This is a genomic window from Streptomyces sp. NPDC058000, from assembly GCF_042886435.1.
Lineage (GTDB): Bacteria > Actinomycetota > Actinomycetes > Streptomycetales > Streptomycetaceae > Streptomyces.
Genome location: NZ_JBHVQS010000021.1, coordinates 92,051 through 116,948 on the forward strand (window position 1 = coordinate 92,051; position 24,898 = coordinate 116,948).

Here is a 24,898-nt window from a genome sequence, read left to right on the forward strand (position 1 = left end):
TGGGGTGTGCTTCTGGCCGCGTTGCAGGAGCGTTCAGTGGTGGGCGTGCAGCACGGGGGGTTCGGGAGGCGCGGACTGCTGGGTGGGGAGGCCGGTGACCGCGGTCATGGGCTCGGCGGCTGAAGGCTGGACGCTGTGCAGGCCGAGACGCAGGTGCAGCAGCGTGGTGAGGCCGTCGATGGTCCGGTTGCTGCGCAGAAGCTCCATCGGGGGGATGTCGATGTCGAATTGGTGGCGCATCGACGTCAGGAGTTCGGCGGCCATGAGGGAGTCGATTCCGTACTCGTCCATCCTGCGGTGTGGATCCAGGGCGGCCGGGTCCAGCTGTGTGACCTTGGCCAGCAGCTGGGTGATGGCGTCCTGTAGCGCGGCGCGGGCCTCTTCGGGGGGCAGGGCAGCCAGTGCTGCCACCATCTCTTCGCGGGAGGCGCCGACCGCCTCGCTGTACTCGGGGAGCAGCAGGGTGTGGCGTGGGGCGTTGAGGGTGGGGAGGAGGGCGCGGGCCTTGCCCCAGTTGTAGCGGCCCACGCCGGCCACCGGGGTGTCGCGGGTGAGTAGATCGTCGAGGGCCGTGAACGCGTCACGGAGGCAGAGGGGTTCCAGGCCGAGGGCGGAGAGCTGGGCGGTGAGGTCGTTGCGGATGACGTATCCGGTTTCGCCGAGCGCTCCCCAGGCGATGGCCTGCGCCGGGAGTCCGGCTGCGCGCCGCTGCCGGGCGAGGGCTTCGACGAAGAGGTTGCCCGCGACGTAGGGGGCCTGGTGCAGGTTGCCGAAGCACGCGGTGGCCGAGGAGATCAGGAGGAACATGTCGAGCCGCCGGTCGCGGGTGAGCCGGTCGAGTACGAGAGCGCCGCCCGCCTTGGGGGCCAGTACGGCGGCGAGGCGCTCTTCGGACAGTTCGCTCAGGGGTGCGTCGTCGAGGTGCATGGCGCAGTGCACCACGCCGCGCAGCGGACGTCCTCCGGCGTCGATGCCGTCGAGCAGGGCGGACATGCTCGCTACGTCGGTGCAGTCGGTCGCATGCGCGGTGACGTGGATTCCGCGACGGGCCAGCGCGTCGAGCAGGGCGGGGGCTTCGGGGGCGGCCGTGCCGCGCCGGCTGACCAGGGCGAGGTGGCGGGCCCCGCGGTCGGCCAGCCAGTGTGCGGTGGCGGCTCCGAAGCCGCTGAGCCCGCCGGTCACGAGGTAGGTGCCCTGCGGATCCAGGACGGAGCGGCCGGTCTCCGCCCCGACGGTGAGGGGTTCGTCCAGGGGGTCGAACGCGACCACGACCTTGCCGATGTGCCGGGAGTGCTGCATCAGCTCGAACGCCTCGCGCACCCGGGCCGCCGGGAACACGGTGTGCGGCAGCGGCCGGTAGGTGCCGCTGCGCACGCGTTCGCCGACCTCCTCGATCACGGCGAGTGCGTCGTCGGGACGGTGCATCAGGGCGAGCAGGTCGACGCCGAAGAAAGCGAGGCTGTTGCGGAACGGTGCGAGGGAGAGGGGTTTGTTCTCGTAGATATCGCGTTTGCCCAGTTCGATGAACCGGCCGCCGGGACGCAGCAGTTCGAGGCTGCGGCCGATGGCCTCGCCGGCGAGGGAGTTGATGACGACATCGACGCCGAGCCCGCCGGTGAGGCGTTTGACGTCTTCGGCGAAGTCGAGGGTGCGGGAGTCCAGCACGTGCTCGGCACCGAGCACGCGCAGCAGATCGCGTTTGGTCTCGCTGCCCGCGGTGGCGATGACGTGGGCACCGCGCAGGCGGGCGAATTGGAGTACGGCCAGCCCGACTCCGCCGGCGCCACCGTGGATCAGGACGGTCTCGTTCGCCCGAAGCCTGGCCAGGTGCTCCAGGCTGTAGTGAACGGTGGAGAAGGCCACCGGAAGCGTCGCCGCGGCCTCGAAGCTCATGCCGTCGGGGAGGGGCCACAGACCCTCGACCGGGGTGGTCACGTGGGAGGCGAGTGCCGCGCTCGCGAGGCCGAAGACGCGGTCGCCGACGGTCGTCGTGCGGACCCCGGGTCCCACGGCGGTGACGATGCCGGCGTATTCAAGGCCGGGCGCTGTGTACGGAGTCCCTTCGCTGAGTTCGGATGGCAGCAATCCGGTCACGGACATGACGTCCCGGTAGTTCAGCGCGGCGGCCCGCACGGCCACCGTGACCTCCCCGACGCCTGGTTCCCGGGGCTCAGCCGCCTTCCAGGCCAGGGCGTAGGAGAGACCGGGACTGTGGACGTCCAGCGTGTAGGAGGCCGCAGCATCGGCGGGCGTGGCCGGGAGCGGGGTCTCTCGGGGGACGAAGCGTCCCCCGCGGGTGAGCAGGATCTCGTTCTCCTGCGAGGGTGCGAGGAGTTCGCGTGCCAGCCGGTGGGCGTCGTCGACCGTGGTGCCGGACCGGTCGAGACTGATGCGTCGGACAGTCAGGTCCGGGTACTCGTTGTCCATCGTGCGGGCGATGCCCCAGGCGGCCGCGTCGGCGGGTGCCTGGACACGCTCGGGGGCGGGGAGGGCGCCGCTGGGACGGGTCACGAGCCACAGCGAGGTGCGGCCGTTCCCTCCTGCGGTCTGCGCCAAGTTGCGCAGCACAATGGCGCGTTGCGCGGCACGCTCGGTGAGTCCGCCGACGTCGGAGGGTGTGGTGTCGGCCAGGATCAGCATCAGGTGGCGTTCCTCGGCCGGCTCGCCGCCGTCGGGTCGCCACCCTGCCACGTCCTCATCGGCCTGGGCGCGGTGTACCGCATGCCGTCCCGACGCCGCGAGCAGTTCCGCCACGGAGTCGGCGAGCGGCGCCTCGGCCGGCGTTTCCGGGACGATGACGTAGGCCGCGCTCTCCGGACCGGTGGGAAGCGCGGGGGGCGGTACGGGGGACCTTCGGGGGGCGGTGGCCAGTACGACGGAGGCGGGGGCGAGGTCCGACTCGCCTTCGTCCCCGATGTGCGTGATGTCGGTGAAGCCGCACCGCTGAAGCAGCGGCGGCCATTCCGCCCGGGGCAGCAGGGCGGAGCGCGGGCGCAGCTCACGGTCGGTGTGCTGGTGCCAGAAGCCGTCCAGGGTCCCGAACCAGGGGGCCAGCCACTCGGCGCTGTGGCTCTCGAAACTCAGAAGACGGCCACCGGAGGCCAGGAGAACGGCGATCCGTTGCAGCGTCGCGGTGAGATCCCTGCACGTGTGCAGGGCGTTGGAGGCGACCACGAGGTCGAAGCCGCCTTCGGCCAGGCCCTGTTCTGCCGGGTCCCCGTCGAGATCGAAGGTGCGGTACCGCACGAAGTCGTAGCGCGCGAAGCGTTGTTGGGCGCGCGGAAGGAAGTACGCGGACACGTCCGTGTACACGTAACTGGTCCGGTCGGCCGGCAGGACGGGAAGCAGGGCACTGGTCAGCCCACCGGTGCCGGCACCGACTTCGAGGACGCGCAGTGGCCGGTCGGCCGGCCAGCGCCGCGCCACTTCATCGACCAGCGTCTGCGCGATGCGGTTGTGGAAGCGGGAGAAGGGCGCGGTGTCGAAGAAGAGCTCCAGGGCGTGTCCCGCCCCCTCGCCGGTCAGGGTCTCCAGGGGGTCGCACTCCCCGCGGAGCAAAGGAAGGGCCCGCGCGCCATTGCGTGCCACGAGCGCTGCCTCGTTGACGGAGGCGGGAAAGTCCAACAACCGTGTGCCGTACAGGTCCGGAGACCGGCGTTCGGCGGGCGCGAGCAGCCAGTGGTCAGGGGCCGCGCGGGTGACGAAGCCGTGTCGCTCCAGGACCGGCAGTTCCGTCTCCAGCAAGGGGATGCGCTTCGCCAGCATCCCCGCCTCAGTCAGCGCCGCCAGGGTGAAGGGGCGGGCAGGATCGGGCAGGAGGCGCTCCAGGGCTGCCGCGATACATGCCGCGAAGTACTCCTGGCACAACTCGGCTGCCTCGGCGTCCCACAACGACCGCCAGGACCGGTGTAGTTCGGCGATCCGCTCCTCGCAGGCGACGGCGATCAGCCGGGAGGAGGGCAGTGGGCTCGACTCGGACGGGGTGTCGGGATGTGGGGCGGCGCGGAGCACGGTGTGATGCCGGGTCACGGGTGCTTGCGTGGGGTTGGCGAGGCGGCGGAGACGGCAGCCCGTCAGCTCGACAGTGACGGCACCGTCCTCGTCGGTGACGGTGATGTCCCAGCACGCTTCGGCCGGGGTACCGGACCGCTCGCGCACGTGCACCAGCCCCTCGGCGGCGGGAGTACGCCAGACGTGCACGGCGTTGAAGGCCGAGGGCAGGTAGGCGTCCCCGTCGGCCGTGAGCCCGTCCAGCAGCGGTGCACCGGCCTGCAGAGCACCGTCGAGCAGCGCGGGATGTGCCGTGAACCGGTGCTTTGAATCCGTGTGTCGGTAGGCGGCCAGCACCTCGCCCGCCCCCACGTGCAGCTCGGTCAGGACCTGGAATTCCGGTCCGTATGCCAGTCCCCGCTCCGCCAGTGACTTGTACTGGTCGGCGGCCGCGATGCGGCGCGTGCAGCGGGCCCGGAGGCCGGCCAGGTCCAAGGGCCCGGGGGCGCTGCCGAGGCGCTGACGGACTCGCGCGCGCACATGCGGCCGCGGATCGCCGGCGTCCTCGTCGGTGCTGGTGATGGTCACCACTCCGTCATCCGGGTTGAGCGCGAGCTGGGTGTGGACGCTGGAGGCTTCCGCCCACGGGAGGGTCAGCGGGTTGCTGATGTCCATGCGGTCCACCGACACCGCCGTGCCCAGCGCCCGCTCACCGGCGGCCAGGATCATCTCCACATAGGCGGTGGCGGGCACGACGACGGACCCGGCCAACCTGTGATCGGCCATCCACGGCACCAGTGCGGGTTCGACGGCGCCGTGCCACACCGGATGCGGGCCGGGCATCCGCTCCCCCAGCAGCGGGTGCTCCACCTGGCCGTTGCCGCTGCTGCACACCCAGCCGTGCGGGGAGCCGCTCCAGTGGCGCTCGCGCTGCCAGGGGTAGGCGGGGAGGTCCACCACCCGGCCCCGGCGGGGGAAGTACGACGTCCAGTCGATGTCGGCGCCGGCGGCCATCGCCGCCTCGACTGCCGTGCGCAGCGCCTGACCGCCGTCCGTGGCACGCTGGAGCGTGGGCACCACGGCCGAGGTCCCGGTGCGCTTGCGGCCTGTGATGCGACGCAGGTAGGGCCGCAGGACGGGATGCGGCCCGATCTCCAGGAAGACGTCCGCACCGTGATCCACGGCGGCCTCGACCGCGGGGCCGAACTGCACCGGCTCGCGCACGTTCCGCCACCAGTAGTCGGCGTCCAGCTCGATGCCGTCGATCGGCCCTCCCGTCACCGTGGAGAACAGCGGCAGGCGGGTCGTCGAGGGCGTCACGTCGTCCAACGACCGCAGCAGCGGTTCGCGGAGGGCGTCCATGGCGGCACTGTGGAAGGCGTAGTCCAGCTCCAGCACGGTGCAGACAGTGCCCCGAGCGCTCATGTCGGCGGCCAGGCAGAGCAGTTGGGACTCGGGACCCGAGACAGTGACGTCATGGTCCGAGTTGACCGCCGCCACCGCCAACTCCGGGTAATCGACAAGGACGTCGGCGGCCTCTTCCTGAGGCAGGGCGAGAGCCGCCATCCGGCCGCACCCGGCGGTCGCCGTCTGCGCGCGGGAGCGCTCCGCGATGACCCGCGCCGCCTGCTGAAGGCTCAGCGCCCCGGCCACATGGGCGGCGGCCACCTCGCCCACGCTGTGCCCGATCACGGCGGACGGCGTGATGCCGCACTCACGCAGCACGGCCGTCACACCGAGCTGCACGGCGAACAGCAGCGGCTGGGCGACCTCGGTCGCCGCCAACTCGGCCTCCGTCACTGTGCCCAGCCTCTCCGCCACCGACCAGCCCAGATGCGGCAGCAGCGCCGCGTCCACCACGGCGAGGGCAGTGGCGAAGGGCCCGTCGCCGTCCCGAAGGCCGGCGCCCATGCCCGCCCACTGCGACCCGTTGCCGGAGAAGACGAACGCCACCCGACCGTGCTCCGTCGCCTCTCCGACCGCCGCGCCGCGCTCTCGGTGAGCCTCCTCGGCCTCCTCGGCCGCTTCGCCCGGTTCTCCCGCTCCGGGGAAGGTGTCCGCCAGTCGGTCGGCCGCTTCCCTCGGCCCGGCCGCGATCACCACCGCCCGGTGCTGGTGCGCGCCGCGACGCATGGTCGCGGTGTGGGCGAGGTCGTAGAACTGATCCGGATCGGCCCTCGCGAGCCGTTCGGCCATACGAGCCACCGCCCCACGAAGCGCCTGCGGCGTGCGTGCCGATACCAGTACCGGGCGGGTGCCGTTCGAGACCCCTTCCGCCGCCCCCGCGGCGCCCGGTACCTCCTGGACAGCGCCGACGATGACGTGGGCGTTGGAACCGCCGAAGCCGAAGGAATTGACCCCCACCGCAGGTCGTGCCGCGTCCGGCAGGTGCAGGGCGTTGACCACCGGGGCCAGGTTCAGACCGGTGAAATCGATGTCGGGGTTCGCCGGTTGGCTGTGCAGCGACGCCGGAGCGGTGCCGTGATGCAGCACCAGAAGCGCCTTGAGAAGCCCGGCGATACCGGAGGCCGGTTCCAGGTGGCCCAGGTTCGACTTCACCGACCCGATCGGCAACACCCCCACCCGCCTACGGCGGCCCAGCGCACGGCCGATGGCGCGGCACTCGGCCGGATCCCCGACCAGGGTGCCGGTGCCATGTGCCTCCAGATACACCAACTCATCAGGACTTACGCCCGATTGCTCGTAAATCGCGCGCAACAGGTCTTCCTGCGCCTCGGGGTTGGGGAGCGACACGCCCGCGGTGCGGCCGTCGCTGTTGGAGCCGCTGCCGAGAATCACCCCATGCACCCGATCACCGTCGGCCCGTGCGTCCTTGAGCCTCTTCAGGACAACCAGCCCGCCGCCCTCGGCCCGTACAAAACCGTCCGCCTCGGCGGAGAAGGCCGCGCACCTGCCCCGCTTCGAGAGCATGGACGCCTGTGAGAACCCCACATAGTGATAGGGGCTGAGCAGCACATTCGCACCCGCGGCCAGTGCCGTATGGCTGGTGCCGTCCCACAATGTGCGACACGCGCGGTCCAACGCCACCAGCGAGGACGAGCAGGCCGTATCGATCGCCATACTGGGCCCCCGCAGGTCAAAACAGTGCGAGAGACGGTTCGCCGCCAGCGAGGATGAGGATCCCGCCATGGTGTAGGCGTTCGCCGAGCGCGGCCTCATCAATTGCAGCGCACCGTACGACGCATCGCAGATCCCGACGTAGACCGCGGTGTCCGAACCCGCCAGTTCTCGCGGGGCGATCGCCGCGTCGTCCAGCGCCTCCGCGGCCAGCTCCAGCAGCAGCCGGTGCTGGGGGTCCATCTGCGCCGCCTCTCGCGGTGTGATGCCGAAGTACTCGGCATCGAAAGAGGCGACATCGGAGAGGAAACCGCCCGCAGCGGTGTAGCTCTTACCGGTGCGCGGCATGCTCGTATCGATGAACCGGGTGGCGTCGAACCGTTCGGGTGGCGCCTCACCGATCAGATCCCTGCCCTCTTCCAACGCTCGCCACAGTCCGCCCAAATCGACGATGTCGCCGGGCAATCGGCACGCGGCTCCCACAATGGCGATCGGCTGGTACCGGCCTCGGGCGTTGCTGGCGCTCATACGCGTTCCTCACCTGGTGCCGTGGTTCGGCGGACCGGGAATGGCAGTGGCTCCGAAGGCTCCGTCACACCTCCTGAGTAAAGGCACGCACCTGGAGGCGGAGAGGAAACGTGCGGGGCATGGCACCGCCGCTGCCCAGTGGTGCCGACTCCGCAATGCTCCAAGAAACTCACGAAGGAGACGAGAGGCAGAGCTACGCCCTGCTCACCCCGACATCAACACCGCGAAACCACGTCAACTCGCCGGCCAGGACTTTCACTTGATCCAGCGAGGTGATCGGTCGGTGAAAACCATCGATAAATTCACCCTTGTGGGGGTAAGTGTGCGGACTTGACCCAGTCAGCCGTGAGAGGAGCCCGAACCAGGGCTTGTCCGCTGAGTCGCGTGACTGCTGAGCGTTCCGACCGTTCCGGTCGACATGAGGCGAGGCAACTTATCGAACAAAGAATGGGCTTTGTTGTGGCCCTGCTTACCGAAGAACGGTGACCGGGGCGGGCGTTGGACGAACCATCGTCGGGTGATCAACGGGGCACGTGGAGCAGGCCGGACGGAGTACCGGGCCACGGCCAGCGGGCCGCTGATGCCGGCCGGCGAGTTGGCGCCACCCGAGCCGCATCCGGGACTCCCACCGAACCCGCGGACACGCTCAGCTGATGACAGCGACCGATGCGAGATCCCGCTGAATGGACGTCAGTTCACCGTCGACGCCGCGACGGCTTACAGCTCCGCGGAGCGGACCGACGGATGCTGACATTTTGCTGACTTCTGGGCTTAGGGCTTCCGGAGGCTAACCGTCCCGAATTGCAGCCCTGGCGGCCATGTTCATCGCCTCGTCGGCGCTGGTGGAGCGCGCGGACCGTTACGGGCGGGAACAGAGTTCGCTGGCCTCGGCGGTGTCGGAGGCCGAGCTGTCACGGCAGGGGCCAAGCGATGCGTAACGCGGGCGAAGAGCCCGTCAGACGCCGCGCAGTGGTCGCCGATCGACAGCCGCGAATGGCAAGCGGCTCGCGATGCGGCGGCGGCCTTGCGGGACGTCCTGATCGCTGCCGGGATGGAGCGTGAATTCCCATACCTGCGCGCCGACATGAACGTTTGGTCAGGGGTTCATTGAACTCGGTCGCTTCTCTCCTGAAGCGGCTGAGCGGATTTCGGAGCTGTTGCGGCAGGCACTCGAACGCCCCTTGCGCTACCCCGCCCAACCTCCCATTGACAGCTACGAATACGGCGACCGTGCCGACTGAACGTGAAGCGAAGGGTGCGAGACATGACGGATCCGCGAGGCGTTTGCGCGCAGCGGGTGGAGGCCCTGGTACCAGGGGTGCCGTACGTACGCGGTTGGTCGGCAGCGAAGGAGGGCGCAGACGCCGTTGCGCGGTAGCTCCAGGCGGTCTGCCTGGACGCGGACTTCCCCGGCTTCAAGGCTGACGTGAGCGTCAACGGCGACGGAATCGTATGCCTGGGCGTGGTCAGGCCGGAGGCGGTGCAGCTTCTCGCCAGCCTGCTGGAGGCGGCGCTGACAGAGGGAATGGCAGATGGCCCAAGGAGAGTTGAGGCGGCATGAGAGCGCAATTGGTCGAAGTCATGACCGTACGTGCGGGCACGATCCGCAAGGGCGATGTCGTGAATATCAGTGACATCCGATCCCGTGTGTGCGACATGCTCTGCATGGTGAAGAAAAGAAACTGTTCCTCGGCAATGGCTCGACTGTCGTGCCCCACCCCGCAACGCCATAATCGCTTGGCGTATGCACTCCGTGGAGATCATGCCCTGAAGATGAACAACCCATGGCGATCGAATCGGGTTAGGGTCGCGAATCGTCCTGCCGTCGCGGCTGGACGTCGTCTCTTGACGAAGAGCTCGTTACTGTAAGTGTCGCCGCGCCCGCTGCGAAGACGACCACGGCAATTGGGGGGCGTGCGCGTGACCGTCGCGGTATTGGCTGATTGCTTCTATCGCGGTGCAAGGGTTCATCCCTCCTGCCCCCGACGGACTGCCCGCGAGGAGCCCGGCCGAAATGCTTAGCCGAAAGGAGTAGCCGACGTTTCGTTATCGAGGCGTGTGTCCCCCGGAGTGGGTTCCGTTGGGGGAAGTGCGGGTAAACTCTCTGACGTGGACTGAGAACTTGCGCTGGGCGCGGCGCGGTCAGGACAGTCGAAAGTGATGCTGCACAGTAGCTCCACAATGTCGGAGCAGTACTCGTCCCAATGGACCCTACCGGGCGTCGTGAAATTGATACAGACGAGACACTGCTGCTGATTCTCAACGCCTTGCGGAACGGGCAAAAAAGCCTGCATTTCCGCCATAGGTAATTCTAGCTCCTCGCTCGACGGAGATGTTTCCACGGGAATCTGGAAACTTTTCATCCCCGACACCACGGCTATGGGACCGTTGGGGGTGTCGAACACGCTCCCGGCCCAAGATTCCCCTCGTTCGGCGACAAGCGAGCGAATTATGCCGTTTGCGGCCACGGTCGTATCGCCGAACTCGAAAGGCGTGACGGTGACCAGTAAGGTGCCTAGTGAGAGTTCACCGTCATAGGTTCGCACGCACGTGCCGGCGTAAAAGGCGCCCGACCTTTCGAGTACCTGAGACGCCTTGTGAATATTTTCCGCCAGGCTTTTGAACATCGATGGGTTCGATCCGAGAGTATCCTTGGGTATCCTCTCAGCAATCGCTTCCTCCGCTTCTTCGGCGGTCACCCCTATTGGGATGGCAGTAAACCCTGCTGGCACGGTGAATTGCAATGCTAACTCCCAGTCTGGTCGTAAGGCGGGCTTGCTGGGGGCAGGGGAGGCGGCGGGGGAGGAGGGGGAACCCAGAAGCGAGCGGCTTCCTGTTGTCGGAAGTTCTCAAGCAGCTCGAGATTCTTTTGTCGGCGACGTGTCGCGTAGCGGGGGCCGAGAATGGAACCGATCACGAACAGGACCCCGAGGATGCCTGAGCCCACGCTGACAATCGCCGAGCCACGGGCAGCCAACGCCATCGAGAAGCACACGACGGCCCCGAAAGCACACGTAACGACCACCTGAGAGGGGTGCCATCCTTCGTATGCCTTGGCTCCCCGCACTGCCTTTGCTGCGCGCAACGGCGTGATCAGGGACGGATCGGGGGCCTGGGCAACCGACCAAGGATGCGTAGTTACTGCGTGCCAAGTTCCGGCAGCCTGCACCCGGGCAATTGCCGCCTGGGCGCGTTGGTGCGATGTCGGACTGTCGTCACGTGTAAAAGTCAATCGGATCGCTCCACGCCCCTGCATCTCCTCAGTGCCGAGTGCGTAACCCAGCTCCGTGGCGATCCAGGTGATGCGGTCAACGCGATGTGCTGTGAACCCGGTGAGGATGACCTCGACGGACGGCCTTCCATCGAAACCTGCGGCTATGGCCTCATCATTCATGGAACATCATCACCCGTCACCAGTAGCCCGATCCTTTTCGCTTCCCTTGTTCCACGCGTTTTCGAGCGCAGGGAGCAAGGGGCCGACCCCCAGCTCAATGGCTTGTCGCGGATTCTTTGGCGCAAAACCCTCGAACACGGATGGGTCTCCGAAGAGGCTGGCCCAGGAATCGACGAGACCGAAATTCGAGGCCCCATCCGCAGCTCGGCTCCTGAGCATCGCGGTGCCCAGCTTGCCTCCGACACGAGCACCGGCGGCCAGTGGAATCACGCCCAGCGCATCCTGCGCCAGCGTGCGGTTCGAAACTACGTCTTCACCGCCCGCTGCGCGGGCTACGCCGTGCAGGGCAAGTGCTCCGGCTGCGAACACGGACGACGCAACCCCGAATTCCGCCGCTAGTGGGGCATTGCCCAGCACGCCGACCCCGATTCCGATCGTGCCTACCACAGCGCTGACTGTGGACAGGACGTCTCCGACGGCAGAGATGGCGTTTGCATGCTCCTTGACCCACTGGCAGACCGAGCGGAAGAGGATTTCCTGACCTTTGACCAGTTGCCCCAAGGCGTGCTTCAGGTCGTCGAAGAAGCCCGGCTCCTTTGGGGCTTCTTCGCCCGCGGCCTTCAGCACTGCGGCGACCGTGCCCGCCAGTTCCTCATGTTGGCTGCGGATGTTTTTGGCCGAGGAGACGATGCCCGCCAGTTCCTCGCGCGCCGAACCGAGCTCGTCGAGTGCTGCGGTGTAGCGCTTCTTGGACTCTGCGGCCTCAGCGTCGGTCATCCCGATGCCGCCAAAGCGGAAGAGATTCAGGTCCTCATTTTTCTCAGCCCGTTCGGCGCGCTTTCGGGCAGCCTCGGCATCGGTTTCGTATGAATGTGCCTTGGACTGCATCACGCCCAGTTGTGTCTGCCACTTCTGCAGCACACCGTGAGCAAGCCCGAAGCTTTTGCCGGCTTCATCCAGCAGCTTGGGAAGTGCCTGGGTCTTTGCGCGGAACGCGTCCGCGGCGGCGCCGGTCCAGCCGCCGTCACTGATGTTGTGCAGTGTTTCCGCCGCACTTGTGATGTTCTTCTGCGCGCGGTTCAGGTCCTCGACCAGGTCATTGACTGCTTGCGGAACTCCGGGGGCTGGATTGAACTGCAATCCGGGAAAGTTGCCGTTGTCCTCGTACGGGTCGCCGCCCCCGTATCCCCATAACTGCTCACCAAGCGACACTTCTGTTTTCCCCACTGCCGTTGACTGAAATCCGAGTCATGCGCGTAGTCCGGTCGCTCATCCGAACGGGCTGATGGCCGTGCCTCCGCTGTTACCACCCCCAACGTTTCCGCCGCCGCCCTGGCGGGTTCCCTTCGCGAGCGCCTGCTGCACGGCGCTTTCCGTCTCGTTGTACGCCTGGGCCGTGGTCTGCAGGCCCTGCTTGATGGCCTCGGTCAGCTGGGTGATCTGGTCGATGCCGTATTCCCAGGAGCTCTTGAACTCTGCCCCCGCCTTGTCGATGTCACTGTTGCCGAGATCGCTGACGGTTGCGCTCCGTAGATCACCGCTCGCGTATTTCATCGACTCTGTGCAGCGCTTCAGGCGCATCGACAGCGAGCCCAATTCCTCGACATCGACCGTGAACTCCCCCGAATCGGACACTGATCGCAGCCCCTCCCCATGTGACATCCCGGACTGTTCGGCCGACGAGAGTAACACGCGTATATTTCCACTGGTCAAGTACGGTCCGGTGGCTGCCAGTTAGGCGAGCGCCGGCAGAATCCGGCCAACATGCCTGCCTGGCCGAGAAATTGATGAAACGTTAATGGCCGCCACTCGCGCGCTGCGGGTGGCGGCCGTTGAAGTAAGGGACGCAAGGCCCGTTGGCGCCTATGTAGATGGCGTGACTGTGGTTTTCCGTACGGACCTCTCACAACGCCACCCACCTGTCGCACACATGCGAATCTGGCCGCGCGCCGTGACGAACAGAGTGGCCTTGGTTGAGAGGTGCGATAGGGGTAGGTGGCGGCTCGGCTTTAACTGATCGTTTCAGAATGAGTTCAGTGTGGCGGTTGGTGGTTGAGGGCGGCGTCGGGCAGGGTCTGCGGGGTGTTGGTCTCGCCGTTCCGGTTGGGATGAGTCCGGACGCGGGGCGGAAGCACGAAAGTGCCTTCTGAACTGGGACGATGGACCTTGTCGAGGGGTTCTGTCGGTCCAAGCGGAAGGAACTTTCTGCGCGCAGGGTATTGGTTCTCGTCCCAAGCTCCATGTCTCTGCTGATGGTTCGGGTGTGGTCGAGCCCGCCGGGGCACGGGTACTGGATGATCTTGCCGATGCCACCGGGCTGAGGGGCGCGTACTCCACCGCGCTCAGGCCGCTTCGGCCGCGCGGCACTGTTCATGACCCTGGCCGGATCGCCACCGATCTCGCTGTGATGCTCGCCGGTGGGGGTGAGGCCATCACGGATCTGGCCGTGCTGCGGGACCAGGCCGAGGTATTCGGCCCGGTCGCCTGCACACCCACGGCCTGGCGTTTGCTCGTGGACACCGACGAGGCCGTACTCGCTTCGATGCGAGCAGCCCGCGCTTCGGCTCGGGAGGTCGCCTGGCTGCAAGCCGCCGAGACCCGGGAGGGTATACCCGCAGTGACCGCCGCCGGACGCGAACTGCCCGGCCTGGTCCTGGACCTCGACGCCACGCTGATCTCCTGCCACTCCGAGAAAGTGGCGGCCTCACCCACCTACAAAGGCGGCTTCGGGTTCCACCCGCTGATGTGCTTCGTCGACGACCTCCTCGTAGCGGCTGTCCGCGGGCAGGACGCTGACCGCACCCTCGGGGAAACCCGCCTCGCCCAGGAGCTCGGCAAGCCGCAGGCCGTCCACGGCCGTCTCGGGCGAGGGCTTGAGGATGACCGTGCAGCCCGCCAGCAATGCAGGGACGAGCTTGACGAGGGCGGACTGGTGCGGCGCGTTCCATGGGATCACCGCGGCGACGGCCCCTGCGGGGGCGCGGCGCACCACGGTGCGGTGGCCGTTCCGGCGTGGCTTCGCCTACGCCGCCTCGCTCTCCGGCCCGGCCGGTGCTGTGCGGGCTCGCGAGCGTACTGGCCAGCGTGCTGGAACGCACGGTGTCGGTGGAGACGGTCCGCACGTTCAAGCGCCGGGCGCTCGCCCATAACGACCGGCTCGCCGACATCATCCACGCACGCAGACCCGACCTGGATCGAGCGGCCGCGAAAGAACCGGCCTCGGCGACCGTCATGCTCGTCGCGGGGCTGTGGCCCCTCGCCCACCCCGGACCCACCGTCACCGCGGCTGTGGAGGATCCCGAGCTCCTCGCCGCCCACGTCGACTTCCTCGCCCGCTACAGCCGCGTGATCGAACTGCTCACCGCCTCGCTGCGGAGTCCCGCCACCCCCTGACCCGGACGTGGGCGCCGGGGGAACGGCGCTCGGCCCATGCCCTGCGCGACCGTGGCCTGCTGAAGGTCAGCAAGAGTGGTGGGGATGTCCGGGCGGAGGTCACCGAGGCCGGCCGGTTCTCCCTTCGGCAGGGACGTCATCCCGACGATCCGGCATTTACGGACGACGGCGTTCAGACGATGTCCGTCGGATCTTCGCTGTCGGCGAACCCGGTCGTGCCGGGCAACCGTGCCAAGGGGCTTTCCGAGCCGGTGTGGCGATAGCTGGGAACTCGACGGGCGTTCGCCCCGACTACTGGAGCGGGTGGCGGAGGTTCGTCCGCCGCTGCTGAGTGGATCTTGGAGGGTTTCGATGCGTTCTCGTGTGTGGGGCGGTACGGCGGTCGTCGTACTCGGCGGCCTGTTGGCGGCGGGCTGCGGGGGCGGGGTGAAGGGCGCGTCGGACGGGGGCAACGGGAAGGCCGGGAAGTCCGCCTCCGGTGACTACCCGGTGTCCGTCACCGATTGCATGGGTGCCAAGACCACCTTCTCCGAGGCCCCGAAGAAGATCGTCACCAGCAACGCCTCCAGCCTGGAGCTGCTGCTCCGCCTCGGTGCCGGCGACAAGGTGATCGGCACCGGTTTCCCGCCGGGCAAGGGGGCGCTGCCCGGCGCGCTGGACGCGCAGGCGCAGAAGGTCGACGTGCTCGGCAAGAGCGTGATCTCGAAGGAGAAGCTCCTCGGCTCCGGCGCCGACCTGTACATCGACACGTTCGCGCCCATGGGGGGCATGGGCGGGGGAGGGATGGGAGATGTGCCGACCGAGGAGGAGTTCAAGGCGGCCGGGATCAAACACATCTACCTGAAGTCCACCGCCTGCGCGGCGCGGAGCAAGAGCCCGGTGACGGACCTGTCGGCGGTCGAGGCCGACATCACCTCGCTCGGCGCGGTCACCGGCACGAGTGCCAAGGCGAAGGAACTCGTCGCGGGGATGAAGGCGAAGGTGGACGCGGTGCGGAAGGCGGTCGGCGGTACGCCGGAGGGCAAGCGGCCGACGTACTTCTTCTTCGACTACGAGGCCGGCACCAAGCAGCCCACCGTCATCTGCAACCGCCAGGTCGCCAACGGGGTGATCTCCCTGGCCGGCGCCCGCAACGTCTTCGCCGACTGCGACGGCGACCGCAAACAGGTCGGCTGGGAAGACGTGATCGCCAAGAACCCGGACTGGATCCAGCTCGGGGTACGAAACCGGGGCAGCGCGGCGGCGAACAAGAAGGCGTTCGACGAGGCGCAGCAGTGGCTGGAGACCAATCCGGCCACCAAGGGCATGAAGGCGGTCAAGGAAGGCCACTTCCTGCGCATCGGCTCCGAGCAGACCACCATCGCCGGGGTCGAGAACGCCGACACGGTCGAGGCGATCGCCAAGGCCCTCTACCCGGGCAAGGTCGGCTAGTCGTGCTCTCGATGCTGTCCGCGTCCCGCCGCAAGGCCACGGACGCGAGCCCAGACAACGCGAGCCCAGACAACGCGAACCAGGACGACGCGATCCGGGGCGCGCGCAGTCTGCCCGCCGGACCGCTGGCGCTGGTCCTCGGCGTGGCACTCCTTGTTGCGCTGACGGTCGCGGTGGCCTGGGGTTCGACGTCCATCCCGCCCGGCGAGGTGTGGAGCGTGGTGGGGCGGCGGCTGGCCGGTGAGGGCCCGCGGCCTGGCACGGACGACCTGATCGTGTGGCAACTGCGGGTCCCGCGGGCGTTGCTGGCCGCGCTCGTGGGTGCCGGGCTCGGCCTCATCGGTACGGCGGTGCAGGCGCTGGTGCGCAACCCGCTGGCCGACCCGTACATGTTGGGCATCTGCAACGGGGCGTCGCTCGGGGCGGTCGCCGCCATCGTCCTCGGCCTCGGCGTGGGCGGGGCGCTGGGCCTGGGGCTGTCCGGCGCGGCCTTCGCCGGCGCGCTGGCCACGTTCGCCCTCGTGTGGGTCATCGCCCGGCGGGGCGGGGGCTTCGCACCGCTGCGACTGGTGCTGGCCGGGGTGGCGATCGGCCAGTTCCTGTCCGGCTTCACCAGCTATCTGGTGTTGCAGGCCGGGGACGAACAGCAGACGCGCAGCGTGCTGTTCTGGCTCATGGGCAGCCTGAGCGGTGCCAGTTGGCCGCTGCTGGCGGTGCCCGCGGTCGTGGTTCCGGCCGGCCTGCTGTGGCTTCAGGCGCGCGCCCGGGCGCTGAACGCCCTGCTGATGGGAGACGAGACGGCGGCCGGGCTCGGCGTCAACGTCACCCGACTGCGCCGGGAGCTGTTCGCGGTGACCAGCGTGGTGACCGGCGTCCTGGTGGCGGTGTCCGGTGCGATCGCGTTCGTCGGTCTGATGGTGCCGCATGCCTGCCGCCTGGTCGTCGGCGGTGACCACCGCCGCCTGCTGCCGCTCTCGGCGCTGTTCGGTGCGCTGCTCCTGGTGGTGGTCGACCTCGTCTGCCGTACGGCGATGGACTCGCAGGAGTTGCCGGTCGGCGTGGTCACCTCGCTCATCGGCGCTCCGGCCCTGTTGTATCTGCTGGACCGGCGCCTTTGGAGTGGCAGTTGAGAGTCGAGATCGAGGACCTGCACGTCGCCTACGCCGGACGTACGGTCGTGGCGGGGGCCCATCTGGTGGCGGCCGACGGCGAGATCACCGGCCTGGTCGGGCCGAACGGGAGTGGCAAGTCCACGCTCCTGCGCACCGTCTACCGGCACCTGAAGCCCACCGCGGGCCGGGTGTTGCTGGCGGGCACCGACCTGCGCGAGCTGTCCGCGGTCCAGTCGGCGCGGCATGTCGCCGCGCTGCCGCAGGAACGGGGCAGCGACTTCGAGCTGACCGTCCGCGAGGTGGTCGCGATGGGGCGCACGCCGTACAAGCGGGCGTTCGCGGGTGATGACGCCCTCGACCGGGAGATCATCGTCCGGGCCCTCGTCGACGTCGGGATGGAGGCGGCGGCCGGGCGCCGGTTCACGACCCTGTCCGGCGGTGAGCGCCAACGCGTCCTGCTGGCCCGCGCGTTCGCCCAGAACCCGGACGTGCTGGTCCTGGACGAGCCGACCAACCACCTCGACATCCGCCACCAGGTCGAGCTGCTCGCCCTGCTGCGCGCCCAGCGCCGTACGACACTGGTGTCGCTGCACGACCTCAACGCGGCCGCCGCCGTCTGCGACCGGCTGCACGTCCTGCACGCCGGAGCCGTGGTGGCCTCCGGGCCGCCCCGCGACGTCCTCACTCCCGGCCTGCTGGCCGAGGTGTTCGGGGTGCGGGCGGCCGTGGTCGACCACCCCCTCACCGGTGACCCCCTGATCGCTTTCGATCACCAGGCGCCGGTCGGCACGGAGACGGACGTGGCGGCGGAAGTGCGGACCGGCGGATGAACGCGGCCGGGCAGGACGGCGATTGCGCCTTGCCGAGGGTGTCCTGCCCGGCCCGCGGTTCCGGTTGATCAGGCGGCGACCGGGTCGTCGACGCCGCTAACGGAACCCGACCCGCCGTGCTGGTCAGCCCGGAAAACCAGCCTGCCGGTCATTTTCTTGAGCGGAGCCGGGAACTCACCTTCGATTCCTCACGACTCCTCAGACGGGACTGCTGTCGGGCAGTCCGCTCTTGAGGATGAGGGGTGGAAGGGTGACACACCACGGTCCCGGTGCGGAACCGCCCGGTCGCATACCCGCCGGCGAGGACCGCTGGCCGCTGGTCGCCGTATCGGGTGTGCTGGCGTTCGTGGCGATGCTCGACATGAACATCGTCAACGTGGCCCTGGCGGACATCGCCGGCGGTCTGCACGTGTCCACCGCGACCGCTCAGTGGGCGGTGCTGGGCTACCAACTACCGGTTGTGGCCTTGCTGTTGCCGGTCGGCCGGTGGCTCGACGGGGTGGGTCTGCGCTCCGCCGTGCTGACCGCGACCTGCGGATTCGCTCTGTGCAGCGCCCTGGCCGCCGCCGCGCCCTGGGCGGCCTGGCTGATCGCCGCCCGCCTCGCGCAGGGTGCGTTCGCGGCTGTGTTGTTCGTGCTGATGCCGGTCCTCGCGGTCCGTTCCGTACGGCCGGAGAAGCGTGGGCGGGCGATGAGCGTGCCCGCCACCCTGGGACCGCTGGGCGCGGTGACCGGACCGGCCGTGGGCGGGCTGGTGTTGGACCACTTGGGCTGGCACGCGGTTTTCCTGGTCAAGATCCCCTTCTGTGTGCTCGCCCTGGTCGTGGCCTGGAAGGTCATGCCGCGGGACGGCGGGTTGCGCCGGCCCGACCGGCGGTCGGTGGCGGACGCGCTGCTGGTGGCCTCGGGCGTGGCGGTACTGCTGCTGGCGTTGACCCTGGCGTCGGAGCGCCCGGCGTGGCTGGTGCTCGCGCTCGCGGCGGGCCCGACGCTCTGGTGGTGGTTGCGCGGTCCGGGTGGTCGGCCGGTGGCCGGTGTGCTGCGGGCCACAGGGCTTTTCCGGGCCCACGGCGCGGTGCTGTCCCTCGCGGCCGGATTCGCCGCCATGCACTACGTGGTCGCCCTGCACCTGCAGCGTGACGACGGTGTCAGCGCCACCACGACCGGGCTGACCGTCCTCGCCTTCCCACTCGGCATGGGCCTGGCCGGGCAGATCGGCGGACGTCTCGCCGACAGGTACGGTCCCCGTCCGGTCGCGGTCACCGGTGCCGCCCTCACCGCCACCGGCCTCCTGCTGCTGGTCCCGCTGGGCGACGGCTGGTCACCGCTGGACGTGGCCTGGCGGCTGGCACTGGCCGGCGTCGGCATGGGCCTGAACGGCGGCCCCACCCAGGCCCTGGTCATGGGCGCCGCACCACGGGACCGGACCGCGACCGTCGGGTCCACGATGCAGCTCGCCCGCACGCTCGGCTTCACCCTCGGCCCCGCCCTGGCCACCGCCGCCTGGGGGCTGGCCGGACCCGACCAGGGCGTACGAGCCGGGCTCGCCCTGGCCGCCACCGCCGCCTGTCTCGCCGTGCCCCTGATCGCCCTGCCCGGCAGAAGAAGACTCGCGCCCGTGCCCGAGAAGACGACCGACGCGGCGCCCGCCGCCCACAACTGACCAGGGAGTCACGCGTATGTGCGGAATCACCGGCTGGGCGTCCTTTCACCGCGACGCCCGCACCCAGGCCCCCGTCATCGAGGCCATGACCGCCACCCTCAACCCGCGCGGCCCGGACGCGGGCGGCGTCTGGCTCGGCGAGCGCGCCGCGCTCGGCCACCGCCGCCTGGCCGTCATAGACCTGGCCGGCGGCGGGCAGCCGATGACCGACCGGCCCGACCGGCCGACCCTCGTCCTCAGCTACAGCGGCGAGGTCTACAACCACCACGAACTGCGGGCCGAACTCCGGTGCCGGGGCCACCACTTCCGCACCCGCAGCGACACCGAGGTGGTACTGCGCGCCTACGCCGAGTGGGGCGAGGCCGTCGCCGACCACCTGGAGGGCATGTTCGCCTTCGCCGTCTGGGACGAGCGTGCGCAGCGGCTGCTGCTGGTACGCGACCGCCTCGGCGTCAAACCGCTGTTCTGGGCCGCCGTCGACGGCGGCCTGGCCTTCGCCTCCGAGCCCAAGGCTCTGTTCGCCCACCCGGAGATCCGGCCTCGGGTGGACGCCGACGGGCTGCGGGAGGCGTACAGCCTGCTCTTCAACACCGGGCCCACGGTGTGGTCGGGCGTACGGGAGGTGGAGCCCGGCGGCCTGCTCGTCCTGGACCGGGACGGCATCCGCGAACGCCGCTACTGGCAGCTGGAGGCGGGGGGCCACGACGACGACCGGGACACCGCCATCGAGCGGATCGGCGCGCTGGTCGGCTCGGCCGCCCGCAGCCAGCTGGAGGCGGACGTCCCGGTGTGCAGCCTGCTGTCCGGCGGTATCGACTCCACCGTCCTGACCGCACTGCTCGCCGACGAACTCCGGCTGCGCGAGGGCCCGGACGCCCGCATCCGCTCCTACGCCGTCGACTACAGCGACCAGGCCGAGCAGTTCACCGGCGACGTGCTGCGCACCGGCCACGACACCCCGTACGCCACCGAGGCCGGCGCCTTCATCGGCACCGACCACAGCACGGTCGTCCTCGACCCGCACGCCCTGCTCGACCCCGAGCACCGCAAGGCGGTCGTCGTGGCCAGGGACTCGCCGATCGGCGTCGGCGACATGGACACCTCGCTGTACCTGCTGTTCGGCGAGATCCGCAAGCACTCCACGGTGGCTCTGTCCGGTGAGGCGGCGGACGAGGTGTTCGGCGGCTATCCCTGGTTCCACACTCCGAAGGCGCTGGCCGCGGACACCTTCCCGTGGCTGCTCGTCAACGGCGACGACGCCGCCATGCCGCTCAATCCGGAGCTCGACCTGCGCATAGGGGAGTTCCGCCGGGACACGTATCGCAGCGCGCTGGCCGCCGTACCGCATCGGGACGGCGAAACCCCCGTCGAGCACCGGCAGCGCGAGATGCAGCACCTGTCCCTGACCCGCTGGCTGCGCCAACTCCTGCACCGCAAGGACCGGTTGAGCATGGCCCAGGGCCTGGAGGTCCGCGTCCCCTACTGCGACCACCGCCTCGTCGAGTACGCCTTCGCCACGCCCTGGGCGCACAAGAGCTTCGACGGACGGGAGAAAAGCCTGCTGCGCGCCGCCGGCGCCGGGCTCGCGCCCGACTCCGTGCTGCACCGGCCCAAGAACCACTACCCGGCGACCCACCACCCCGACTACAACCGCGGCCTTCAGGACCTCGCCCGCGACGCCCTGTCCAGCGACCAGGTCCGCGCCCTGGCCGACGAGTCCCGCCTCAAGCCCGCTCTCGACACCCCGCCCGACCTGCTGGTGTGGGGCCACCGCCTCCGCCTCGAACGTGTCGTCGACCTGGCCCTGTGGCTGGACCACTACCGGCCCGAACTCGCCCTCTGAGGAGCCCTCGTATGACCATCCAAGAGCCACCCCTGCCGGCCGTTGAGCCGAAGCCCCGGCCCGAGCCCCTGCCCGACCCGGTCCCGCTGACGGGCTGCCCCTACAAGAGCAACCCCTACCCGCTCTACGAGCGGATGCGCGAGGCCGGCCCCGTCCACCGCGTGCTCTTCCCCAGCGGCGTACAAGCCTGGCTCGTCACCGGCTACGACGCAGCCCACGCCGTCCTCAACGACGACCGCCTGGGCAAGAACCACGACCGCGGCAACGACGGCTGGCGCGCCCGCGCCTCGATCATGCCCGAACCCCAGCACTCCCAGCTCCAGGTCCACCTGCTCCACCAGGACCCGCCCAAGCACACCCGCATGCGGCGCTTCGTCACCGACGCCTTCACCCCCCGCCGCATCGAGAGCCTGCGCCCCCGCTTCCAGGAGCTGGCCGACGCCCTCATCGACGCACTCCCCGAAACCGGCCCCGCCGACCTCGTCGCCGGCTTCGCCGCCCACTTCACCTTCCAGGTCCTCGCCGAAGTCATCGGCCTCTCACAGGAGTTGGCCGCCCGCTTCGACCGCGACTGGGGCAAGGTCGTCCAGCCCGTCGGCCCCACCGACCCCGGACGTCCGCTGTACGAGGCTCGGCTGCACGGCCTCCAGAGCTACATAGCCGAGGTCGTCGCCCATAAGCGCGAACACTGGGACGACGACCTCCTCAGCCGTCTCGTCGTGGCCCGCGACCGCCGCGAACTGTCCCAGGAAGAGCTGGACTCCATGATCTTCCAGCTCCTCGTCGCCGGCCAGGAACCGGTCACCAACCAGATCACCACCGCACTGATCGCCCTCTTCCGCCATCCCGACCAGCTCGCCCGCCTGCGCGACGAACCCGACCTGCTGCCCCGCGCCGTCGAGGAACTCCTCCGCTACGACAGCGCCTTCGAACTGACCACCTGGCGCTTCCTCGATCAGGACGACGACCTGCACGGCACCGAAGTCCCGGCCGGCGACTCCGTGATCGTCTCCCTGTGCGCCGCCAACCGCGACCCGCGCCGCTTCCCCGACCCCGACACCCTCGACCTCGACCGCACCCCCAACCCGCACCTCGCCTTCGGCCACGGCATCCACTTCTGTCCCGGCGCCGCCCTCGCCCGTACCGAACTCCAGATCGCCCTGGGCGCCCTGCTCACCCGGCTCCCCGGCCTTCACCTCGCCATCAGGGACGAGGAGATCGAGTGGATCCCGGCCGTCCTCGGCCGCGGCACCAACCACCTGCCCGTCGGCTACGACCGTCGCCGCTGACACACCTCGACTCCAGCTTCCGGCTGACCGGGGCCGGCCACACCGCCCGCCCCGGACCCGGCTGATCACCACCTCATTCGCCTGACGGCGCCTGGCCGCCCCTTCGCCACGGCGCCATGCCGTCATGCCCGCACGCTTCCCGCTTCCCGGAGGAACGACATGCCGCCGACAACCGCGCCGGACGCTCTGCCCACGAGACTCAGCATCGCGGTCCTGAACCTGCTCCTGCCGTACCACCGAACGACCGACCAGGGGCCCGCCTCCGCCGAGAGGTTTCCGCACCAACTGCGCCAGGTCGCCGACTTCGTACGCGACGACGCCCCCGTCACGTTCACCCTGCCCGGCTTCCCATGCAAGTCCCCCAACCCCGCCAAAGTCCTCGGCCACCTCCCCGACCAGGGAGAACGCCTCTCCCTCGGCTTCCTCAACACCCTGTGCACCGAGATCGAGCGGATCTACCCACCCGGCGCCCGCATGGTCATCTGCTCCGACGGCCACGCCTTCGGCGACCTCATCCGCGTCCCCGACGAGCACATCGACGCCTACGCCGACGAACTCCGCACCCTCATGGACCACATGGGCCTGACCAGACTCTCCGTATTCGACCTGCGCGACGTGTTCGGCGACCTCCCGCACGACACCAAACGCGCCCACCTCCACAAGAGCTACGCCCCCACACTGGACGCCCTGCGCGCAGAGGTCCGCACCGACGACAACACCCTCGCCCTCTACCGAGGCATCACCCGCTTCCTCGTCGAGGACACCGCCGACCACGCAGGCACCCGCTCCGCCCTCCAGCGCGAGTGCCGGCAACGTGCATACGGCGTTATCCAGCGCAGCCGCGCCTGGGGCGACCTGATCGCCGACCACCACCCCAGCTCCGTACGCCTGTCCATCCACCCCCAGCCCATCGGCGCCCGCAAGTTCGGCATCCGCCTGCTGGACGCGCCCGATGCCTGGACAACCCCCTGGCATTCGGCGGCCCTTCGCCGCACCGACGGCACCTGGACCCTCATGCCCCGGGCGAAGGCCGCCGAGCTGGGCCGCCTGACCGAGTACGACGGCCGCCCCAGCCACTTCGAGCAGGACTGAACGGGACTGGCAGGACCGCCAGGACAGACATGACTGGCGTGCCTGGCGTGCCTGGCGTGCCTGGCAGGACTGGCAGGACAGGCATGACTGATCGGGCTGGCTGAACCATGTCGCGGTATGCCTGGAGCCTGGCCGTTGGACCCGTATGCCCCAGGCTCGTCCACCGACAGGATCGGCCGGTGGGTGTCAACGATCAAGCTGACGCCGATCGCTCAGGCGCGCCAGCGGCGGTATTCGGCCAGCCCGCCTCCGAAAGCGCCTGGGCTCCTTGTCGTGACGTCGACGCCATGCCTGTCACCTCTGCCGCACACATGGGCTATATGTGACAAATGGCCACGATGCAGGGCGATATGGGTAAGAGTCAGTTGCATCCGATGCATGCCCGCCGCGGGGCGCCCGGCATGTTCCTCGCCCACGCGCTGGCCGCGCCGGCGTGTGGGCTGTGGATGTGGCGCGGTGAGGCGGCCGCGTTCCGGCTCGCCCGCAGCATGGCCGCGGTGTTGTTCGCGCCGTTGCTGTTCGTCCTGACGACGCTGGGGTGGATCGGCCGGAAGCCGTCCATGTGCCCGGTGACCGCCGCGGGGCACGTCGTGCGCCTGCGCGGGGTGATCCTGCAATGCGCCGTCTCCCGCAGGGGCCCGCCCAGGCACTCCATCTGCCGCTGACCGCTCGTCCTGGAGCTTCCCGGCACCGCCCGGGATTCCGCAACGGTGATGGCACGCAACCGACCGTCCGCCGCCGCGTCTTCGCAGGAAGTGGCGCTGCTCGGCCGCCCCACACGGCAACGGGCCGACATCCTCGAAGCCCTCGTCTCCACGGACGGTTTCGTCGGCGCCCGGGCCCCTGCACGACCGACTCGCCGCCGACGGCTCAACGGTCGGGCTGTCCACCGTCTACCGCACCCAGACCGCCCGCGCCGAGGCCGGCCGCGCCGAGGCCGGCCGCGCCGACGTCGTCCGCGACGGCAACGCCGAACGCCTCTTCCGCTACCGCCCGGGCCCCGACCACCGCCACTACCTGATCTGCACCCGATGCGGCCTGAGCCAGGCCGTCGACGCCGACCTGGTGGAGGACTGGGCCGAACGGGTCGCGCGCTCCTCGGGCTTCGCCGACGTCCGGCACACCCTGGAGCTCTCCGGCGTCTGTCCGGACTGCTGCCGACGGCGCGCGGCGGCCACCTGACGGCAGTTGGGTCAATGCGGCCCCCGTACCGGACGACCCCGGCCGCTCCCTCATGCCGGGCCGTCCCGCCTCC

At 69.4% G+C, this 24,898-nt stretch carries 14 protein-coding genes and 4 pseudogenes; 13 read left to right on the plus strand and 5 right to left on the minus strand.

The genetic code is table 11. The features are described 5' to 3' along the window. Positions 1 to 33: 33 nt before the first annotated feature. Positions 34 to 7,596 (minus strand): SDR family NAD(P)-dependent oxidoreductase, encoded by a 7,563-nt coding sequence (locus ACFVT2_RS21545; protein ID WP_390020143.1) that lies wholly within the window; start codon positions 7,594 to 7,596, stop codon positions 34 to 36. Between the two features lie 418 nt (positions 7,597 to 8,014). Between ACFVT2_RS21545 and ACFVT2_RS21550 the strand changes: the two are divergent. Both ACFVT2_RS21550 and ACFVT2_RS21555 read left to right on the plus strand, forming a co-directional pair. Next, a pseudogene (locus ACFVT2_RS21550) lies at positions 8,015 to 8,125 on the plus strand (IS5/IS1182 family transposase); the annotation flags it as partial. A 450-nt stretch (positions 8,126 to 8,575) separates the two neighbouring features. Next, positions 8,576 to 8,837 (plus strand): annotated as a pseudogene (locus ACFVT2_RS21555) (hypothetical protein). 777 nt (positions 8,838 to 9,614) lie between these two features. Here the strand turns inward: ACFVT2_RS21555 and ACFVT2_RS21560 are convergent. From ACFVT2_RS21560 to ACFVT2_RS21570, 3 genes are all read right to left on the minus strand, one after another. Then, positions 9,615 to 10,295, minus strand: coding sequence for a hypothetical protein (locus tag ACFVT2_RS21560; RefSeq protein ID WP_390020146.1), 681 nt, complete (start codon positions 10,293 to 10,295; stop codon positions 9,615 to 9,617). A gap of 704 nt (positions 10,296 to 10,999) precedes the next feature. Further along, positions 11,000 to 12,202 (minus strand): putative T7SS-secreted protein, encoded by a 1,203-nt coding sequence (locus tag ACFVT2_RS21565; protein ID WP_390020149.1) that lies wholly within the window; start codon positions 12,200 to 12,202, stop codon positions 11,000 to 11,002. A gap of 57 nt (positions 12,203 to 12,259) precedes the next feature. Next, positions 12,260 to 12,625, minus strand: coding sequence for a hypothetical protein (locus ACFVT2_RS21570; RefSeq protein WP_390020152.1), 366 nt, complete (start codon positions 12,623 to 12,625; stop codon positions 12,260 to 12,262). 544 nt (positions 12,626 to 13,169) lie between these two features. On the opposite strand from ACFVT2_RS21570, the pseudogene ACFVT2_RS21575 reads away from it, so the two are divergent. Beyond that, a pseudogene (locus tag ACFVT2_RS21575) lies at positions 13,170 to 13,751 on the plus strand (transposase); the annotation flags it as partial. Here the strand turns inward: ACFVT2_RS21575 and ACFVT2_RS21580 are convergent. Continuing rightward, positions 13,695 to 13,988 (minus strand): annotated as a pseudogene (locus ACFVT2_RS21580) (aldehyde dehydrogenase family protein); the annotation flags it as partial. The pseudogenes ACFVT2_RS21575 and ACFVT2_RS21580 overlap by 57 nt on opposite strands. Between ACFVT2_RS21580 and ACFVT2_RS21585 the strand changes: the two are divergent. The 10 genes from ACFVT2_RS21585 to ACFVT2_RS21630 all read left to right on the plus strand — a co-directional run bounded on the left by ACFVT2_RS21585 (position 13,937) and on the right by ACFVT2_RS21630 (position 24,825). After that, on the plus strand, positions 13,937 to 14,383 hold the full coding sequence (locus ACFVT2_RS21585; protein ID WP_390020154.1) for a hypothetical protein: 447 nt from the start codon (positions 13,937 to 13,939) through the stop codon (positions 14,381 to 14,383). The pseudogene ACFVT2_RS21580 and the gene ACFVT2_RS21585 overlap by 52 nt on opposite strands. A gap of 351 nt (positions 14,384 to 14,734) precedes the next feature. After that, a complete protein-coding gene (locus ACFVT2_RS21590) occupies positions 14,735 to 15,814 on the plus strand; it encodes an ABC transporter substrate-binding protein (protein WP_390020156.1) in 1,080 nt (359 codons plus the stop codon). An 11-nt stretch (positions 15,815 to 15,825) separates the two neighbouring features. Beyond that, a complete protein-coding gene (locus ACFVT2_RS21595) occupies positions 15,826 to 16,944 on the plus strand; it encodes a FecCD family ABC transporter permease (RefSeq protein ID WP_390020219.1) in 1,119 nt (372 codons plus the stop codon). After that, positions 16,941 to 17,756 carry an ABC transporter ATP-binding protein gene (locus tag ACFVT2_RS21600; RefSeq protein WP_390020159.1) on the plus strand — a complete coding sequence of 272 codons (816 nt, stop codon included), beginning with the start codon at positions 16,941 to 16,943 and terminating at the stop codon, positions 17,754 to 17,756. Before ACFVT2_RS21595 ends, ACFVT2_RS21600 begins: the two co-directional genes overlap by 4 nt. A 250-nt stretch (positions 17,757 to 18,006) precedes the next feature. After that, positions 18,007 to 19,419 carry an MFS transporter gene (locus tag ACFVT2_RS21605; RefSeq protein ID WP_390020161.1) on the plus strand — a complete coding sequence of 471 codons (1,413 nt, stop codon included), beginning with the start codon at positions 18,007 to 18,009 and terminating at the stop codon, positions 19,417 to 19,419. Positions 19,420 to 19,435: 16 nt separating this feature from the next. Further along, a complete protein-coding gene (gene asnB / locus ACFVT2_RS21610) occupies positions 19,436 to 21,262 on the plus strand; it encodes an asparagine synthase (glutamine-hydrolyzing) (RefSeq protein WP_390020164.1) in 1,827 nt (608 codons plus the stop codon). Between the two features lie 11 nt (positions 21,263 to 21,273). After that, positions 21,274 to 22,551, plus strand: coding sequence for a cytochrome P450 (locus ACFVT2_RS21615; protein ID WP_390020167.1), 1,278 nt, complete (start codon positions 21,274 to 21,276; stop codon positions 22,549 to 22,551). A gap of 159 nt (positions 22,552 to 22,710) precedes the next feature. Next, positions 22,711 to 23,643, plus strand: coding sequence for an L-tyrosine/L-tryptophan isonitrile synthase family protein (locus tag ACFVT2_RS21620; RefSeq protein WP_390020170.1), 933 nt, complete (start codon positions 22,711 to 22,713; stop codon positions 23,641 to 23,643). Between the two features lie 329 nt (positions 23,644 to 23,972). Continuing rightward, complete coding sequence (locus ACFVT2_RS21625) at positions 23,973 to 24,308, plus strand: hypothetical protein (RefSeq protein WP_390020172.1); 336 nt, start codon at positions 23,973 to 23,975, stop codon at positions 24,306 to 24,308. Positions 24,309 to 24,525: 217 nt separating this feature from the next. Then, positions 24,526 to 24,825 carry a Fur family transcriptional regulator gene (locus ACFVT2_RS21630; protein WP_390020221.1) on the plus strand — a complete coding sequence of 100 codons (300 nt, stop codon included), beginning with the start codon at positions 24,526 to 24,528 and terminating at the stop codon, positions 24,823 to 24,825. The last annotated feature ends 73 nt before the right edge of the window (positions 24,826 to 24,898 follow it).